The sequence below is a fragment of the Nitratiruptor sp. YY08-26 genome (assembly GCF_016593215.1).
In the GTDB taxonomy this organism is placed as follows: Bacteria; Campylobacterota; Campylobacteria; order Campylobacterales; family Nitratiruptoraceae; genus Nitratiruptor; species Nitratiruptor tergarcus.
Map to the genome: position 1 here is coordinate 137,005 of NZ_AP023063.1, position 18,754 is coordinate 155,758.

17 protein-coding genes and 1 pseudogene are annotated in these 18,754 nt (G+C 35.8%); 14 read left to right on the forward strand and 4 right to left on the reverse strand.

Annotated features, from left to right (window positions below):
* Positions 1-144: 144 nt before the first annotated feature.
* The 8 genes from JG738_RS00835 to JG738_RS00870 all read left to right on the forward strand — a co-directional run bounded on the left by JG738_RS00835 (position 145) and on the right by JG738_RS00870 (position 7,123).
* Entirely contained in the window at positions 145-561 is a 417-nt protein-coding gene (locus tag JG738_RS00835) for a rhodanese-like domain-containing protein (RefSeq protein ID WP_201337911.1), read from the forward strand.
* Entirely contained in the window at positions 551-943 is a 393-nt protein-coding gene (locus JG738_RS00840) for a hypothetical protein (protein ID WP_201337912.1), read from the forward strand. The genes JG738_RS00835 and JG738_RS00840 overlap by 11 nt, the downstream gene beginning before the upstream one ends.
* Positions 944-1,016: 73 nt before the next feature.
* On the forward strand, positions 1,017-1,700 hold the full coding sequence (locus JG738_RS00845; RefSeq protein WP_201337913.1) for a molybdenum-dependent transcriptional regulator: 684 nt from the start codon (positions 1,017-1,019) through the stop codon (positions 1,698-1,700).
* The gene (modA, locus tag JG738_RS00850; protein WP_201337914.1) at positions 1,697-2,410 is read left to right on the forward strand and encodes a molybdate ABC transporter substrate-binding protein; all 714 of its coding nucleotides are present in this window, start codon (positions 1,697-1,699) and stop codon (positions 2,408-2,410) included. Before JG738_RS00845 ends, modA begins: the two co-directional genes overlap by 4 nt.
* A complete protein-coding gene (gene modB, locus JG738_RS00855) occupies positions 2,403-3,071 on the forward strand; it encodes a molybdate ABC transporter permease subunit (protein WP_084275095.1) in 669 nt (222 codons plus the stop codon). Before modA ends, modB begins: the two co-directional genes overlap by 8 nt.
* Positions 3,068-3,856 (forward strand): ATP-binding cassette domain-containing protein, encoded by a 789-nt coding sequence (locus JG738_RS00860; RefSeq protein ID WP_201337915.1) that lies wholly within the window; start codon positions 3,068-3,070, stop codon positions 3,854-3,856. The genes modB and JG738_RS00860 overlap by 4 nt, the downstream gene beginning before the upstream one ends.
* Positions 3,853-4,440: a M48 family metallopeptidase gene (locus JG738_RS00865; protein ID WP_201337916.1), complete on the forward strand. Its 588-nt coding sequence runs from the start codon at positions 3,853-3,855 to the stop codon at positions 4,438-4,440. Before JG738_RS00860 ends, JG738_RS00865 begins: the two co-directional genes overlap by 4 nt.
* Positions 4,441-4,582: 142 nt before the next feature.
* A complete protein-coding gene (locus tag JG738_RS00870) occupies positions 4,583-7,123 on the forward strand; it encodes an EAL domain-containing protein (protein ID WP_201337917.1) in 2,541 nt (846 codons plus the stop codon).
* Here JG738_RS00870 and JG738_RS00875 read toward each other — a convergent pair.
* Positions 7,095-7,802, reverse strand: a complete 708-nt coding sequence (locus tag JG738_RS00875; RefSeq protein WP_201337918.1) for a DUF481 domain-containing protein — start codon at positions 7,800-7,802, stop codon at positions 7,095-7,097. The two genes, JG738_RS00870 and JG738_RS00875, sit on opposite strands and share 29 nt — an antisense overlap.
* Positions 7,799-8,227 (reverse strand): DUF302 domain-containing protein, encoded by a 429-nt coding sequence (locus tag JG738_RS00880; protein WP_201337919.1) that lies wholly within the window; start codon positions 8,225-8,227, stop codon positions 7,799-7,801. Before JG738_RS00880 ends, JG738_RS00875 begins: the two co-directional genes overlap by 4 nt.
* A 118-nt stretch (positions 8,228-8,345) precedes the next feature.
* Here JG738_RS00880 and JG738_RS00885 point away from each other — a divergent pair, with 118 nt between their 5' ends.
* From JG738_RS00885 to JG738_RS00900, 4 genes are all read left to right on the forward strand, one after another.
* On the forward strand, positions 8,346-9,968 hold the full coding sequence (locus JG738_RS00885; RefSeq protein WP_201337920.1) for a CTP synthase: 1,623 nt from the start codon (positions 8,346-8,348) through the stop codon (positions 9,966-9,968).
* On the forward strand, positions 9,965-11,533 hold the full coding sequence (recJ, locus tag JG738_RS00890) for a single-stranded-DNA-specific exonuclease RecJ (RefSeq protein ID WP_201337921.1): 1,569 nt from the start codon (positions 9,965-9,967) through the stop codon (positions 11,531-11,533). The genes JG738_RS00885 and recJ overlap by 4 nt, the downstream gene beginning before the upstream one ends.
* A 98-nt stretch (positions 11,534-11,631) precedes the next feature.
* Positions 11,632-13,134, forward strand: a complete 1,503-nt coding sequence (locus JG738_RS00895) for an FAD/NAD(P)-binding oxidoreductase (protein ID WP_201337922.1) — start codon at positions 11,632-11,634, stop codon at positions 13,132-13,134.
* 36 nt (positions 13,135-13,170) lie between these two features.
* Positions 13,171-13,410 (forward strand): hypothetical protein, encoded by a 240-nt coding sequence (locus tag JG738_RS00900; protein ID WP_084275104.1) that lies wholly within the window; start codon positions 13,171-13,173, stop codon positions 13,408-13,410.
* Here the strand turns inward: JG738_RS00900 and JG738_RS00905 are convergent.
* Both JG738_RS00905 and JG738_RS00910 read right to left on the reverse strand, forming a co-directional pair.
* On the reverse strand, positions 13,407-14,147 hold the full coding sequence (locus JG738_RS00905; RefSeq protein WP_201337923.1) for an arginyltransferase: 741 nt from the start codon (positions 14,145-14,147) through the stop codon (positions 13,407-13,409). The genes JG738_RS00900 and JG738_RS00905 overlap by 4 nt on opposite strands.
* Before the next feature lie 120 nt (positions 14,148-14,267).
* Positions 14,268-14,489 (reverse strand): annotated as a pseudogene (locus JG738_RS00910) (NifU family protein); the annotation flags it as partial.
* A gap of 175 nt (positions 14,490-14,664) precedes the next feature.
* On the opposite strand from JG738_RS00910, the gene JG738_RS00915 reads away from it, so the two are divergent.
* Both JG738_RS00915 and JG738_RS00920 read left to right on the forward strand, forming a co-directional pair.
* Complete coding sequence (locus JG738_RS00915; RefSeq protein ID WP_201337925.1) at positions 14,665-16,926, forward strand: EAL domain-containing protein; 2,262 nt, start codon at positions 14,665-14,667, stop codon at positions 16,924-16,926.
* 314 nt (positions 16,927-17,240) lie between these two features.
* Positions 17,241-18,752 carry a hypothetical protein gene (locus JG738_RS00920; protein WP_201337926.1) on the forward strand — a complete coding sequence of 504 codons (1,512 nt, stop codon included), beginning with the start codon at positions 17,241-17,243 and terminating at the stop codon, positions 18,750-18,752.
* The last annotated feature ends 2 nt before the right edge of the window (positions 18,753-18,754 follow it).

The following is an 18,754-nucleotide window of genomic DNA, read 5'->3' on the forward strand; positions in this document are numbered from 1 at the left end:
TTCCTTTAAAGAGTCTTTTTTATTATAACATCTTAAAAGGAGACTATGTATCAAAGATTGTCACGTTATAAAAAGCAACTAAAGTAGCATAATAGTTCTTATCGTTGCGTTATAATTGAATAAATAAAAAGCAAGGAGGCTAAAATGGCAAAACTCACAGAATTTGAACAAAACATAGCACAAAGAATTAAAGAGCAGATCGAACTTAATAAAGATAAGCCAGAGCTTGGTAATGTTGATATGCAAAAAGCAATGGAGCTTTTAAAAGAGGCAGGAGCGATTTTGCTTGATGTACGTCCACCAGCGAAAGTAAATGGCGAAAATGCTGAAGAGGCTGATATTCCAGATAGTTACTATACTCCATATCCAGAGTTTACAAACTATCTTGATATTTTGCCAGAAGATAAGACTACACCAATTGTAACAGCTTGCCTCAAAGGACTCTTTGCAAGCCGTGTCAAAGCGTATCTTGAAATATTGGGGTATGAAAATGTCTACGTCTTTACAGGTAATATAGAAGATTGGATAGCAGCTCATAAAGCGCATAAAGGTGAGATATAAGATTCTCGTAGGGCTTCTTGCCCTATTGCTATTTGCTGGATGTAATCAAAAAATCTATGAAAAAAAGTATGCAAAGGCTTCAAAACCGATTACTTGTTTGCAACTCCAAGTAAAAAATCCACTTACAAAACTCTATTTAGCGCAAGAGTATAAATTTAGCGCTCAATGTCCTTTTATACTTCGTACAACTTCCCATTTTGTAACCACTTGTACATCTGCTTATGCAAAAGCATTGGGAAGCGATTTTGATGGGTTTTTGCGTTTGGAGCTCTACGAAAACAAAAAGCTGCTCTACCGCAATCAGATCGATTTCAAAGGGTGTTTACAGCTTTCAACTACGCATAAACTTTTTCAAGCTATGCGTCAAGCAATGCATTTTTAAATAAAACCTTTCAAAAAAAGAAATCCTAAGCTTTTTGGTTATATAATTTTGGATATAACGAAAAGGGATAAGCTTGGAGATAGGGACAAAACTCTTTTTTAATGAGAAAGATCGTGGATTTTTGGGAAAAGGGCGCATAGAGCTTCTTAAAGCTATAGAGAAATATGGCTCAATCAATAAAGCAGCAAAAGCGCTTGGAATAAGTTACAAAAAAGCGTGGGAGAGTGTAAGTGCTATGAATGCACTCTCTCCCCAACCTCTCATCCTTTCACAAACGGGAGGTAAAAGGGGAGGAGGCTCAGAGCTCACACCTTATGCAAAAGAGCTGATAGAGCGTTATGAAGAAGCGGATAAAACGATACAAAAAATAGCTAAAAATCCTGTAGTTCCAAAAATTTCTGCACGCAATAAAATTTATGTAACAGTAAAAAAAATAAAGCAAAAAAAGGATGAAGTCATTGTAATAGGAAGTTTTGGCAAAGAAAAAATTAAAGCAATTATCACGCCTGAAGCTTTAAAAGAGTTGGATCTTCATCTAGGAGAAGAGATCTGGTTTGTTTTTAAAGCCAGTGCTGTGAATGCAAAAGATGAGAATTGCTTTAAAGGGAGTTTGATAGAGAAAATTAGTGAAAATAGAGTTAAAGTCGAAGTAGAAGATCAGATTTTTTTTCTCAATGGGAAGTTTAAAATTAAAGGATTTGCAATATATTTTTGTATTGATCCTCATGAAATTATGATTTTTAAAGGTTTAATATGAAAAAGCTTCTTTCTTTTTTATTCTTTGCAATAATGCTTTATGCTGGCAAAATTCATGTTGCAGTGGCAGCGAATGTGAGTTTTGTGATGCCAGAACTTTTAAAGGCTTTTAAAAATGTATCTCCTCAAACAGATGTAAAAGTCTCGATTGGCAGTAGCGGAAAACTCGCTGCGCAAATCAAAAAGGGTGCTCCTTTTGCTCTATTTCTCTCAGCAGATATGTACTATCCCAAAACACTCTACAAAGAGGGATATGCAATTACAAGACCTCTTGTGTATGCAAAAGGTGCACTTGTTATTTTTAGTAAACGATACAAAAGTATCGCAGATATTGCCAACGCATCACGTATTGCAATTGCTAATCCAAAAACTGCTCCCTACGGCAAAGCTGCGCTAGAAGTTCTTCAGCATCTTGGTCTATATGACAGATTAAAAGATAAATTGATTTATGGTGATTCCGTAGCGCAGACTACTTCATATGCACTGCGTGTAGCGGATGCTGGGTTTATTGCAAAATCAGCTATACATACAAAAACATTGCAAAATCTTCAAGACCATTTTATTGCAGTCGATCCAAAGCTCTATTCTCCAATCAAACAGGGGGTTGTTATGTTAAAAAGAAGTGATGATGCGAATGCCTTTTTTACCTTTTTGTTTTCCAAAGAGGCAGCACAAATTTTTCAAAAGTATGGGTATATTGTAGATGATTGATTGGATACCTTTTATTCTCTCATTTAAGTTGGCTACTATCACTACCACTATGCTTTTTGCAATAGGTTTACCGATTGCCTGGTGGTTAGCTTCTACGAAAAATCGCTTTAAACCAATTATAGAAGCTTTTGTCTCTATGCCTATTGTTCTACCCCCTACAGTTCTTGGGTTTTATATATTATGGGCTTTTTCACCTGGAACTTTTTTGGGGAAGTTTTTCTCCTCAATTGGTATTGAACCACTCTTTAGTTTTCCAGGATTAGTGATTGCAAGTCTTCTTTATAGTTTTCCTTTTATGGTGCAACCCTTGCAAAGCGGTTTTGAAGGTGTGCCAAAATCACTCATAGAAGCCAGCTTTATAGCTGGCAAAAATAGGATGCAAACATTAATGCATGTGATATTGCCAAATATGAAACCATCTATACTTACAGCGCTTATTATAACTTTTGCGCATACAATTGGAGAATTTGGTGTAGTTTTGATGGTGGGGGGATCTATTCCTGGCAAGACAAAAGTAGCAAGTATCGCCATATATGAATATGTAGAGATTCTTGATTACAAAAGTGCACATATTTACAGTGCAATTATGGTAGCGCTGAGTTTTACAGTGCTGCTTGCGGTATATATATTCAATCAAAAATCAAAAAAAGTACAGCTATGATTGCCATTGGCATCTATAAAGAGCTAAGAGATTTTTCTTTAGAGATCTCATTACGCGTAAAAGATGGTGAGTTTGTTGCTATAACGGGAGCTAGTGGCAGTGGGAAGACAACTTTTTTGAGGGTACTTGCTGGTCTTGAAGGAGCAAAGGGAGCAATAAAAATAGGAGATGTTGAGTGGCTTGGTAATAAAAGCCTTCCTCCTCAAAAAAGAGCTGTAGGTTTTGTTTTTCAAGATTATGCTCTTTTTCCAAATATGAGTGTACTGCAAAATCTCCTTTTTGTACGTAAAGATGTTGTACTGGCTATGCATCTACTCAAAATAACAGATATGCTTGATCTCAAAGATCGCTACCCTTCGCAACTCAGTGGTGGACAAAAACAACGTGTAGCGTTAGCAAGAGCTTATATGAAAAAGCCAAAAATTATGCTTCTTGATGAGCCATTGGCTGCACTCGATCCTGCTATACGCAGTTTTTTACAAGGAAAAATAAGGGAACTCCATGAAGAGTTTGGTACAACAACCTTTATGGTAAGTCATGATATAGCCGAGATATATAGACTCAGTACCAGAGTTATAGAGATTGAACGAGGGAAAATTTTGCGCGATTTTACCAAAGAGCATATTGGAAAAAATAAAAGAAGCTATAAAGCTGAAATCGTAGATGTTTTGCAAGATGAAATTGTTGTGGCTTTTATGGGAGATCTCTTTCGGTTATCCAAAAAGAAAGCATTTAAAGTGGGAGATATTGTGGAAGTAACTGTTGAGGAGTTACAGCTATTGTGAGATATAAGGTTGTACGAGAGAGAAGAAAAAGTATACGAGGTTTTGTAAAGGATGGAGAGATTATTATCAAAGCTCCACTGTTTGTGCCAAGTTCTGTTATTGAGTCCTTTTTCCAAAAGCACAAAGACTATTTTGCTAGAAAGCTTCAAAGAGACTACGTTTACTATCTTGGGATTCGTCACAAAATAGTAAAGCAAGAGAAAGGGTATATATTAAAAGGAGATGCTTTTTATAGCGACGAAAATATAGAGCAAAATATTGAAAGCTTTTTGATACAAAAAGCTAGGGAGTATCTTCTTCCTCGCACGCAAAAAATGGTTGAAAATTTTGGTGAAAAGGTAAATCTTATTAAGATCTCTAAGGCAAAAACGCGATGGGGAAGCTGCTCGAGTAAAAGAAATATAAATCTCTCCTATAGACTTATGATGCTGCCACCAAGAGTTATTGACTATATCATAATACATGAGATTTGCCATCTTCGCCATATGCATCATGGAAAAGAGTTTTGGAAGCTTGTAGCGAGTCGCTGCCCTCTGTACAAAGAGAGGGAAAAAGAGTTGAAAGATTTTTGCCTCTATTTATAAGATTATGTATAATTTTTCATTAACTTTTGGTTATAATTCATGGTTTGGAAAATTTATACATAAAATTATGATTATGTGGTAAAGCTTTTGTGTAATATATTGCGTATAGTTAAGTAAAATAGTTATATTGAGAAAGTGAATAATGTCTAGCAGACTACGTGATGAATTAGCTATAAGAATCTTTTCTGTAATACCTCGTAATGTAGCTGCAAACTTTTTTGCAGCAATTATGACACTATATCCACTCTACCCCAATTTGCACTTTTCGCATTTTGTATGGTTTATAGCAGTAATGGTGGTTATGCTTTACCGATTTATGCTCTACTTCTTTTTTAAAAAAAGAAAATATAATTTACATCATCTGTGTATCTTTCATTATATTGGCATAGTACTTACTGCTGGAGTATGGGCTGGAGGGATTTGGACAATATTTTATGATACAGATCTCCTTTACAAAATTTATATTGCATTTGTTATAGCGGGATTGAGTGCGGGTGCTGTTGTCTCTTTTGCTTCTGATAAGAAATCAGGAATTATTTATACAACTTCAATGCTTGTGCCAACCATTGTATGGCTTTTTACCGCATCTGATAGATTTGGTATTGCAATGGGAATATTGGCCATTGTTTACTATCTCTTTTTGCTCCACGCTTCTTCACAGATTTTTACAACATTGCTCCATTCAATCCGCCTCTCTATTGAGAGAGAGAAACTTTTACATCAGTTTAAGAAAAGTACCAAAGAGTTGCAAATGGTTTTTGAGTCAGCACCTTTGGGAATACTTTTTTATGATAAAAATCTTCATTTATTAGATGCGAATAATACTGCATTAGAGATTTTAGGTATGCAAAAAAAACAAACAATCGGTTTTGATCTCTATAAACTCCAGAACAACTCTCTTGAAAAAATTTTACGTGATGTTTTACAATTTAATGAAAAAGTAGTATATGAAGGAGAACTGCAATTAGTTGGAGATAGAAAAAAGCTTCATATGCGTCTTATTGCCAACCCCGTCAAAGATGCTTCTGGAGAGGTGATAGGTGGATTGGCAATAATGGAAGATATCGGCAAAGAGGTTCAAACAAAAGAGCAGCTAGAACGTTTTGCACAGTTTTATCTTAAAAATCCCCACCCTGTAATGCAGATAGATTGCAATAAAAAGACTATCACTATAGAGAATGAGAGTGCAAAGAGACTGCGTGCTAATATTATTCACTGGGAACATATAGTAGATGAAATATGTACACATAAAAATAGTTCCATCGAGGAACAGGTAGGCTCAAAATATTTTCGTTTTGATATTGTCGATTTGGAGAACGGATTTGTCAATGTGTACGTTAAAGATATTACTGCTGAAAAAAGAGCAATTGAGGAAGCAGAGTTTTTTGCCTATTATGATGAGTTGACAAAGCTACCTCGCAAAAAAGTCTTTACAGAATTTATATATAAAGCTATCAAACATGCAATACGCTATGATAAAAATAATGCTTTGCTCTTTATAGATGTGGATGATTTTAAAAAAATAAACGACTCTTATGGACATAGTATAGGGGATGCTTTTTTAGTCAAAATAGCCCAAAAAATTCAATCAAATCTTCGTGGCGTAGATGTTGTTACAAGATTAGGTGGGGATGAATTTGCGATTTTACTGACAGATCTTCCTCATGACAAAGTGCAAGCTCAGGAAAAAACAAGTGTAGTTATTCGCAAAATTTTTCAAACTTTACAAGAACCTCTCTATATTGATGGAATAAAACTGCAAGTTACTTTGAGTGTAGGTGCCGTTATTTTTAGAGAGGGTGATATTGAAGAGCTTTTTAAAAATGCGGATATCGCTATGTATGAAGCAAAAAGAGAGGGGAAAAATAGATATGTTTTTTATGAAGATAAGATAAAGTTGCAATTTTTACAAAAGAGTATTTTGCTTCATGAGTTAGAAGAAGCTTTGGCTCATAATGACTTAGCGCTCTACCTTCAGCCAATATATGATCTACAAACGAGATATTGTAGTCATGCTGAAGCATTAGTACGATGGAATTATAATAGAGGAAATTCCATACTCTTTCCACAAGATTTTCTGCCCTTGATGGAAGAGGGCAATATGTTATCGCAACTTACATTTTGGGTACTTAAAGAGGTCTCTCAAATTGCCAGCAAAATAGAGACTCTTGATTATATCTCTATTAACATGAGTCTGAGAGATTTTGAAAGAGAGGATTTTATACCACTCATAAAAAAACTCTACGAGAGTGGCGAGGTGATGCCTCAAAAGATTGAACTAGAGTTAACTGGAAATGCACAAATAAGAAATCTTAATGACTTTCAAAAGCAGTTACAAGCACTTAAAGATCTTGGATTTCGTTTCGCAATTGACGATTTTGGGATATGCTACTCCTCTTTATACTACCTCAAACACTTCATCATTGATACTCTGAAGATCGACAAAAATTTTATCAAAGAGATAGATAGAAAAGAGAATGATAAGATATTGACAAAGTTTATTATAGATGTTGCAAAACTTTATAATATGCACATAGTTGCTGAAGGTGTAGAAAGAACATCTCAACTTAAACTTCTTGAAGAGATGGGATGTGAAAAGGTACAGGGATATTTACTTGCACGTCCTATGCCTGTAAAAGATTTTGAAGAGTTTATCAAAAATTATAAACAATTGCCGCTTTAGTAACTGTATCTGTGTTCTTTTTTCCAGCAGGAGGGAGATTATCATATTTGAGTTCGAACGAGATTTTGAAACTCAATCTCTTAATAATATGAAGCCGCAGTGATGTTTCAAGGTTGCTCTCAAAATCCTCTCTCTCTTGCAAATTTTCAATAAATGAGAGTTTTGTTTTGATGCTATTTTTTTTTGTAAGTCTATAGTGTTGCTGAATTTCTCCTTTTATATAATGAAAAAAATCACTTGGTTGATTTGTATAGTTATTGCGTCGCAGTTCATATCCTGCAAGAATATCGAGTTTTTGTTTCTTTGTTTTTAATATGAGAAAACCAAATCCTGGATTGAAACTATATTGTTGGTTATACCCTTCAAATGTATTGCGCAAGAAACCTAACTCTAAAAAAGAGTAGAGGTGTTTGCGATAGTAGTGATAGAGAGTAAACTCACTTCTATAGCGTTCATTATTTGTTTGTCCGTTGCGATTGGAGTAGAGAATATCTGCGAAGAACTTGCACCTACTCTTTTTATTAAACTTATATGAAAACCGATAAGCAGCAGTAATGGAGTTGGTATTGCTATTTCCTGTTGTACCAAAATATCCGAACTCTACTTTTTGACGAAGTTTTGTTTGCGGTGCAGCAAGAGCAATGAAAGGTACTACGAAAATGAGTAGCACTTTTTTCATTTACAAACCTTTTTGACAAGATTGCGCAGAAATTTGTCCGAGCTGTGGAGGATCCTTTTTGGCAAATGGTAATATTGCAAAAGCTCTATCGGTCTTCTATAGAGAAGAAACGTTTCTCCTTTTTTTTCAAAAATCAATATCCTTAAGGGAAGATCAAGTCCTGCTCGCATATCGTATCCCAGTAACTTTGCTTCGGTTATTGGACTTCCAAATATAATAACTTTTGCGTGATTACGCCTTTTTCCAAATTTTTGAATATTTTTTCCATGATCTATAATTGCGAATATCTTGAGTTTATGTTTTTTGATCTCTTTGAGGAGTTTTTGGTAGGTTTGAGAAAAGCTTTTCTTGCTTTTATATGCTACTAAGTGTGGTGTTGCCAAAAGTGATGAGAGAAAAAAGATGGTAAGGAAAAAGAGTCTCACAGCTACTCCTTTGGAAATTTTATATATTTTATCTAAATAGAGTGAAGTGTAGATTGAGTGTTTGCGTACTTTTTAAGAATAGATTGGATAAAATCTACCTTAAAAAACAGGGTCTGCGATGACGAAGTACATTTTCGTAACAGGTGGGGTGCTCAGTTCTTTAGGGAAAGGGATTTCAAGTGCAAGTATAGGGGCGCTACTGAAAAATAGCGGTTTAGATGTCTCCATTCTTAAAATAGATCCATATATCAATGTAGATCCCGGTACAATGAGCCCTCTTGAGCATGGTGAGGTGTTTGTAACGGCAGATGGCGCTGAGACCGATCTCGATCTTGGACACTATGAGCGCTTTTTGGATGTGAAGCTCTCTCGTCTCAATAACTTTACAACAGGCCAAGTCTATCTCTCAGTCATTCAGCGAGAGCGAAAGGGGGACTATCTTGGAAAAACCATTCAAGTGGTACCCCACATCGTAGATGAGATTAAAAACCGCATCAAAAAAGCGGGTAAAGGCAAAGATGTACTCATTGTTGAACTTGGTGGAACTGTAGGTGATATTGAAGGACTCCCTTTTTTAGAAGCAATCCGTGAACTCACACATGATCTGGGTATGCATAAAGCCTACAATATCCATGTGACACTTGTTCCATATATTGCAGCAGCTGGCGAGCTCAAAACAAAACCTACGCAACATAGCGTACAGGAGCTACGTAGAATTGGTATCAGTCCTGATATGATTATTGCGCGGTGTGAACGACCGCTTCCTAAAGATGTGAAAGAGAAAATTGCACGTAGTTGTGGTATTCCTACAAATAGCGTTATTGAAGCAAAAGATGCAGAAACCATCTATAAAGTGCCTCTCAATTTTCAGCGGCAAAATATTTTAGGCCCAATCTCGCATCAGCTTCATTTAGGAAATCTCCACCCAAATATGGATGAGTGGGATCTTTTAGTCAAAAAGATAATCGCTCCAAAAGATGAGGTAACAATTGCTTTTGTAGGGAAATATTTAGGACTCAAAGAGTCATATAAATCCCTCACTGAAGCACTTGTACACTCTGGTGCAGCACTTGATGCGAGAGTTAATATTAAATGGGTTGATAGTGAACTCATTGAAGCTGAAGGTGCTGAGCAGTTTTTCAAAGATGTTGATGGAATTCTTGTGGCTGGTGGATTTGGAGAGAGAGGGGTACTTGGTAAAATAGAAGCTATACGGTATGCAAGAGAGCATACAATTCCCTATCTTGGGATCTGTCTTGGAATGCAGTTAAGTATCATTGAATATGCTCGCAATGTATTAGGAATAGAGGATGCAAACTCTATGGAGTTTGATCCAAATACGAAAAATCCTGTTATATATCTTATTGATGAATTTATCGATGTGAGTGGGCAAAAGCAGATTAGAACCCATACCTCTCCTATGGGTGGGACTATGAGGCTTGGAGAGTATGCTTGCAAAGTCAAGCCAAATACAAAGCTTTGGGAAGCTTATAATCATCAAGAGACTATCTATGAGCGCCATCGTCACCGCTATGAAGCAAACCCTGCATACCGCTCAATGCTTGAAGAAGCAGGAATGGTAGTGAGTGGAGAGAGTGAAGAGGGACTTATTGAAGCTGTGGAGATAACTACTCATCCTTGGTTTGTTGGTGTACAGTTTCATCCAGAATTTACATCTCATCTACAAAAACCAAATCCTCTCATTACTGCATTTATCAAAAACTCTCTTGAGCATAAATGAGAAAACTTACAAAAGATGCGATAGCAAGAATTTTAGAAGAACGCTTTCAAGAGGGCTTTGTAAAGCTCTCTGCTATTCCCAAACCTAACACTTTCAAAGATATGGAAAAAGCTGCCAAACGTATTAGGCAAGCTATTGAAAAGAGAGAAAAAATTGCTGTTGTGGGAGACTATGATGTAGATGGAGTAGTCTCTACTGCATTGATGGAGGAGTTTTTTTCATATATAGAGTATCCTATTACTACAATTATTCCAAACAGATTTCGCCATGGTTATGGACTAAGTGCCAAAGTGATTGATGAGCTAGGAGATGTTGATCTTATTATTACTGTTGATAATGGGATAAGTGCATATGATGCTGCAGCGATATGTAAAGAAAGAGACATAGATCTCATTATTACAGATCACCATACAACTGGTGAAAAGCTCCCTGAAGCTTTTGCAATAGTCAACCCCAAGCAAGCTTCTTGTACTTTTCCCTATGAGGAGATTTGTGGTGCGCAAGTTGCATGGTTTTTAATTGGGCAGCTAAAACAAGAACTTGGCCTTGATCTTGATATGCGCCGCTTTCTTGATATTCTTAGTATCGCTATTGTTGCTGATGTTATGCCGCTGCGTCATATCAATAGAGCACTACTGCAAGCTGGTTTACAAGCCTTTGCACGATCGAAACGTCCTGCTATACAGTTTTTGCGTAGTGTTCTCAAAAAACATGAGTTTAGTAGTGAAGATTTGGGATTTAGTGTTGCACCTGTTATTAATAGTGCTGGGCGTATGGAGGATGCACGCTTAGCACTAGAGTTTTTACGATCTGCTGATTTTTTTACTGCTAGTGTTTACTATGCGAGGCTTTTAGCCTGTAACTCTCAAAGAAAGGCTGAAGAGCGAAGAGTTTTTAAGGCCTCTTTAGAGTTTGTTGATGAGAGTAAAAATGTGATTGTTTCAGTCGGGGAGGATTGGAATGAGGGTGTTTTGGGTATTGTTGCAGCAAGACTAACGACAAAATTTCAAAAGCCCTCTATTGTTTTAACAAAAAAAGAAAATTTCTATAAAGGGAGCGGTAGAAGCCTTGGAGAGGTAGATCTCTTTGCGCTTTTGCAAAAGAATGCTCACTTTTTGGAGAAGTTTGGAGGACACAAAAAAGCAGCTGGGCTCTCTTTGCACGAAGAGAATCTACAAGAGTTTCAAAGAGGCATAGAAGATGCAACTGCCAAACTTCCAAAAGATGCCTTTGTAGATGAATCAAATATAATGGGTGAATTACCATTTAGTGAGATAGATTGGGAACTTATAGATATTTTAGAAAGATTTGCTCCTTATGGGGAGAGCAATCCTATGCCACGCTTTGCTACAATGGATGTAGAGGTAGTAGAAGCAAGAGAGGTGGGAGAAAATGGAGATCATCTTCTCATGACGCTGAGAAAAGATGGGAGAATCTTTAAAGCAATAAAATTTAAACATGATACAAAACTCACCAAGTCATCTATCGATATAGTTTATTATCCTGTCAAAAATATTTTTAACAACTCCCAATATATCCAACTCTTTGTTACAAAACTGCTATAGCGATCTCACTCAGAACCTTTATCCAAATAAATTAAGATTATTATTACTATAAATTTTATAGAATATTTTGATAGCTACATTTTGACAGAGGAGAGAGTATGAAGCCAGAAGATATAAAAAGACTCAAAGAAGTGCAAGAAGTGATTGAAGAGACGCTCAAAAGTGAAGGACTCTCAAGACGTGATGCACTCAAACTCATGGGTCTAGGAACTGCCGGAGTTTTTGTAGGAGGCGGCACTGCTCATGCCCAGGAGCCAACAAAAACTTCTAATGCAAAAGCACATATTGTCATCGTTGGTGGTGGTGCAGGTGGAATTATGGCAGCTGCGAGACTACGCAGAGCTGCAAGCAATGCAAAAATTACTATCATTGCTCCAAACGAGATACACCTCTATCAGCCAGGACAGGTTTTTATGGCAGCTGGGCTCTACACTGCAGATGAGATTAAAAAACCCAATGCAGATCTCATGCCAAGTGGTGTAGAGTGGATTAAAGATAAAGTAATGGAGTTTGATCCAGACAATAATCAAGTAATCACTGCAAAAAATGGCAAAATAAAATATGACTTCTTGGTAGTTGGTGTTGGTATATCGTATCAGTATGAGCAAATAGAAGGGCTTACCAAAGATATGCTTGGTAAAAACGGCGTAGCAAGTGTCTATCTCAACAATCCTGAGACAGGTAGTGTCAAAGGTGGCGAGATAACTTGGGAGTGGTTTAAGCAGATGCGTGCTGCTGCCGAAAAAGCTTCACAAAACAACCCAATCAATGTTATCTGTACTCAACCTGCAACTCCAATTAAGTGTGGTGGTGCACCACAGAAAATCCTTTACTTAAGTGATGACTTTTTGCGTGGAAATGGGCCTGTTGGTGGTAAAGATGTGCATATGAACGCAAAATTCTATTTTACAAAAGGTAAAGGTAGCAAACTTTTTGGTATCAAAGAATACAACGCTACTCTTACAAATGAAGTGCAGCCAATGTATGGCAACATTACCAACAAGTGGAATCACAATCTTGTAAAAATAGATACTGCTAAAAAAGTAGCAACTTTTCATCATACCTATCAAGTAAAAGGGGAGTGGGATCCTGATCTTGAAGATTATGAATATATAACAAAAGAAGAGATGGTAGAGATGCCATACGATTTTATCCATATTGTACCGCCGATGACAGCTGCGAATGAGTTTAGAAACTCTCCGCTTGCATGGCAAAAAGGTTCAGCAAAAGGTTGGATGCAAGCTGATCGCTATACATTGCAGCATATGAAATATAAAAATGTTTTTGGTATCGGTGATGTGCTTGGTATTCCTAAAGGAAAAACTGGTGGAAGTGCAAGACATCATGGTCCAATCGTACAAGAAAACCTTGTAGCTGTTATGGAAGGCAAAGAACCGAAAGCAAAATTTGATGGATATACAGTCTGTCCTCTTAAAACCCAATATGGAAAAATTATGCTTGCTGAATTTAATTACGGCAGCTCTCCTGCACCATCATTTCCGTTCCTCGATCCTGCTAAGCCACGATGGATTTGGTGGGCGTTTGACCTCTATATGCTTAAACCTATGTACTGGCATCTCATGATGAGAGGATTGATGTAAGCGAGGCTTTTTTGCTTCGCTTGCCAGAGGAGCAGAATGAAAAAGCTTGTAGTACGAGAAATAGCTATTTATCTCTTTTTGCTCATTTTTTTGGCTATTTGGATGCACTATAAAGCATGGATAGACCATCCTTTAGAGCATCTCAAAGCCCTACCAACATCTCCTTTTGGCATGTTGCATCCTCTCATCTTTACATTTTTTGTCTATATCATTATTTTGATTGTGAGAGTATTTATACATCTGGTACGAAGATTTAGTGCCAAAAGGCGCTTTTAATCTCTCTCTTCCCAGTGAGGTTCTATTTCAAGTGGTGGAAAGCCATCAAGTAATTGGTATGGTTTGAAACTCTTTTTGTATGCAAAGGATGTGCATCCATCTACCCAATACCCAAGATAGATCCACTGTAAACCTAAATTGCGTGCTAGATTTATCTGAATAAGAAGAGAATAGATCCCCAAAGAGAGCTTTTCATAGGCTGGATCATAGAAGAAATAGATTGAGCTAATTCCATCATTTAAAATATCGATTAAATCTACTGCAATGAGTCTATTATCTACAAAATAGAGTACCTCTTTGCCAAAATCGTGAGCTCCTACGACAAACTCTTCATAATATGTTTGCAGATCTATTTCATTATATTTCCATCCACTCTTTTGCTCTTTAAATTTATGGTAGCGATTATAGAGCTCTACATGCTCATATGTAAGCGATGGTTTTTGAATATAGATATTGGTATTGCGATTCTTTTTAATGGCACGTTTTTGCGAGCGACTTGGTTTGAAGTTGAATGTATCTATACGGATATTTTTGCATTCATTACAGCCTTTGCAAATTGGATGAAAATAGGAGTTGCCAAATCTACGCCACCCTCTTTTAATAAGCTCGCTTGCAAGCTCCTTTGTAGCGTTTGGAATATATCGATAGTACATCCTCGTTGTTTTATCGGGCAGATATGCACATTCATAATCGAGTGTGCAAAAATCGACGGAGAAAAGATCCTCAAATTTTTTCATCAAATCTCTTACTTTTTTAGAAGTATTATACTATAGCAATGTGATAAAAGTTTCTATACAAAACTATAAGTAGGTATAAACGCGTACTCAGATAGTTTATAAAAGTTTAGTGATAGAAAATTATATAGGTAAAACCCGGATATTTTGATAATTGAGTCGCTCTCTTAAAGTGTGCTCGATTCCAAAAAGTGTACCTGTCGTAGCGCTTGCGCACCCCACACATGCACCCATATAGCGAATATATACATCAATAAAATCACCATTTTCTTTGATATCTATGATCTCAAGATTTCCTCCATCCATTACAAGAAACTGGCGAATTCCTTCATCTATAGCTTTTTCTATAGCGTTCCACTTCTCTTCAAATGGTAACTCTTGAAAATTTACTGTTTGATTTTCCATACAAGACTCCTAAATAAGATAAATTTTATCCTAATTATATTCCGATAACCTTAAAGTAAATCAAATAAATCAAGTTAATATATGTTATACTTCATATTAGTGAAGGAGTTAACAAATGTTTTGGAATGAAAAAATTTCCAAACAACAACTTGATAATCTTTTTGAGCGAGCAAAAACCTCTCTTGTTGCTATAGTGATCCTAGCTCTGACATTAACTTATTTTATATTTTTTCATGAGCATATTGGTATTGTTTTTGTATGGTTAGGGATTGTTGTTTTTATAGCAGTTGCAAGACTCTTTCTCTATTTTATCTATATTAAAGAGAAAAACCCTAATATTCATAAATACTATAATCTCTTTCTCGTTTTGGCTCTCTTTCATGCTATTAGCTTTTCTTTTGTTTCTTTTTTGATTTCTCCACAAAATATTTTTGTTCAAAGTTTTTATATATTTGTTATTGCAGGTATGAGTGCAGGTGCAGTCTCGAGTTTTCTTTTTTCCAAGAGAGTATTAATTTTTTATGAAATATTATTAATAGTTCCTATTGCTCTAAGATTTCTTTTTTTGGGAAAAGATTATTACATTTTTATGGGAGTTCTATTTCTTGTATATCTTGGATTCATTTTACATCTCTCACTCCAATCATATAATATGTACCAAAATTTAATGCATTTACGTAAAGAATATGAGCAGAAACGAAAAGATTTCAGTATCCAATCCCAACGTTTTTTCTATCTTTTCAATAATATTCCAATTGGAATCTTTTTCTATGATGCAACATTAAAAATAACCTATTGTAATGATTTTTTTGCAAAACTATTACATGTATCTAAAGATAAACTTATCGGTATGAATTTGAATCAAATTCCAGATAAAAGTGTATTACCTGTTTTAAAAAAGCCTTTTTTAAAGCAAAATGGCCATTATATAGGAAGCTATAAATCCGCACTAGCTCAAACAGAATATTTTATTGAGCTATATACTACATATATCGAAATAGAGAGCAAGATTATTGAAGGCCTTGGTGTAGTCATAGATCTCACAGAGCTCAAAGCCTATCAAGAGAAAATTGAACATATGGCCTACTATGACGAGCTTACCGGACTTGCTAAAAGAAACATCTTGTTTGAAAGTGTTGATGCAGCAATTAAAAAAATTAAAAGAAGTAAAACTTATAGTGTTTTAATCTATATGGATATAGATGATTTTAAAGAGATTAACGACTCTTTAGGACATAATATTGGTGATCTTTTTTTACAAAAGGTTGCTAAGAGAATTCGCCACGTTGTAAGAGATATAGATATTGCAGCTAGAATGGGAGGAGATGAATTTGCTATTTTGCTGCTTGAAGTATCTCATGATAAAAACAGAGCACTAATTGAAGGTATGAAAGTAGCTCATCGATTGGCAAAAGCAATCAGTGAACCTGCTGTGATAGAGGGGTATACTATTCAAACAAGTGTTAGCATAGGGATAGCTTTGATTGATGAGAGTAGCCAGGATGCATTTGAGATGATCAAATTTGCAGATAGCGCTATGTACAAAATCAAGCGTACTCATAAAAACTCTATTCAGATATTTGATGAGACTATAAAAAAAGAGATTGAATACCTCTATGCGATGAAAGCAGATCTTGAGTATGCATTACAGAACCATGAATTTGTTTTGCATATTCAACCACAATTTGACCATAGTAATAATATTGTAGGTGCAGAAGCTCTTTTAAGATGGATGCATCCTCAAAAAGGTATTCTCTATCCAGGCGATTTTCTCCCTATAGTTGAAGAGTTTGGAATGATGCCGCAGCTCACTGAAGAGGTACTTTATCTAGCTAAACAGATTATTCAAAAGTTACCTAAGAAAGTGCGTATTGCAGTCAATATTAGTGGTAGTGATATATATAGTGAGCGATTTGAGAAATTTTTATCATCACATTTTGATAGAGAGTCTATATGTTGGCTTGATTTAGAAATTACCGAGCAGGTGCTCATACAGGATGCAAACAAAGCGATTGATATCATAACACGCATCAAAAAAGAACTTGCTGTAGCAGTGAGTATCGATGATTTTGGGACAGGATACTCCTCTTTGCAGTATCTCAAGCGCTTGCCAGTAGATTTTTTGAAAATTGATCGCAGTTTTGTACAGGATCTGTTTAAGGATAAAAACGATTATGTAATAGTTGCAACAATTGTCAATATGGCCAAAAGTCTTGGACTCAAAACTATTGCTGAGGGTGTAGAAACTAAAGAGCAGTTTGAGGAGCTAAAAAAATTTGGAGTGGACTTTTTTCAAGGCTACTATTTAGCAAAACCGATGCCAGAAGATTCTTTCATAGAGTTACTTCAAACCTCTGGTTCTGTGGTGCATTTATAAGACTAAAAAGTTTTCACTGGTTTTAATGTTTTTTTTGAAAACACTGCGAAGTGCAGAGCTTACTATGGTTGAGTATATTTTCAAGACTTTTTATATAAAATTGCAAAGATTACTCCATTTACTTATTGCTACTTAAATATACTTAAAATATATAATTAAAATAAAATATGTGAAAATCTCATTTTTAAGTTTATTTTGAATTATTCGGTATACAATAAAAATATAGGCTTCCATATTCTGTCTCTCTACATCTGCAAAAAAGTGTAGAGTATCTCACCTTGTGTTTTACATAAGGCACTTTCAAAGGATCTATCATGTGGCATATCTCTTGGATCTTCTTTTTTCTCTATGCAATGGTGTATGCTTACGATTTTACCTATAGTTCTGAGTATACCTATGTGTCTCATTATCAAAAGCTCTCTTCAATTCCTGGTCTTTATAACACTATGGTAAAAAAGGGTGATACTCTTTTCCTTTCTTCTGACTCTGTAGGATTAACGGCAATAAATGTACATGATAAAAGAAATCCAACCATCGTCGATACATATCAATGGAAAGGACGAGGACTCTATGCAGAGCAAAACAAGCTCTATCTCGCTGGAAGAGAAAATGGAGTTTATGTGCTTGATATTGCAAATGTCTCACAAGTGCAACAAAGAGATAACTATAGCTCTTCACAGCAAAATTTCGATGTGCAAAATGTTTGGGAGAAAAATGGCTATCTCTTTATCAGCACTGCTATTGGCACTTTCGCAGCCATTGGTCATGTATGCTGGAGTGGTAACTGTCATTATTTAAAAGTTGATAAAAAGAGTATCCCAAATGGATCTATATCTACAATTACTGGAAATAGAGATTTTATTTATGTTACTGCGTATAATCACGGAGTAATTGTCTATAAATTTGCACAAAACAAACTTCTTGAAGTGGCTTCTTTGCCTGCCTCTGCTGCTATGGATACGGTCGTTGATGGAGACTATACGTTTATAGCAAGTACTAATGGCGAGGTATCGGTTTATTCCATGGTAAATAGAACAAGAGCCATTGGCTATACAACAAAAAAAGAGGCACAATACAAATTTTTAGATGGTGTGAGAAGTTTGACCAAAAATGGTGAGAGCCTCTTTGTTGGAGTGGATAATATAGGAGTAATTGAGCTTAATGTTACTGACATTCATCATCCTACATCTCTTGCAAAGATAGATATACCTGGAGCTTTAGTGACGAAAATCATAGCTGAAGGTGATTATCTCTATGTTCTTAGCAATGGTGATCTATTTATTTATAAATATGTACGTCCCTCTGTATGCAGTACCTATGGATTTATTTATAGTCTACAAAACCACTCCTTTCCAGTTGCTGGCTACTTTTACCATTTTGGAGAAGGTGCATTTGATTGGCTCTTTGTAACTGCTACAGGTAATACGGTTGTGAAACTTGAAGGCATGGATGCACAAGGATATCTAAAGTGGAGTAACAATCTTAAAAACTATTTCACTTCTGTCGAAATAAAAAGAGAAAATGTGCAGTTCTCTGGAACAGGAGAGCATGAAGTAGAAATAAATTTTGGCAATGTATTAAATAAGGTAGCGCCTGGATATGTCAAATCCTTTTCCAATACAAGTATCTATCCTCACGGTTACTTCTACCACTATGGTAGTGGAGCATATGATTGGATTTATGCCACATCGTCACTCTCACTAGTTGCAAAACTTGATGGTATGGATAGATTGGGATATTTTCAGTGGAGGCAGATTAAAAAATGTTTTGTTGATATCTCTTTGGAAGGTGGAACACAGAAGATAATCTTTGGTAATGTAAAATAGGG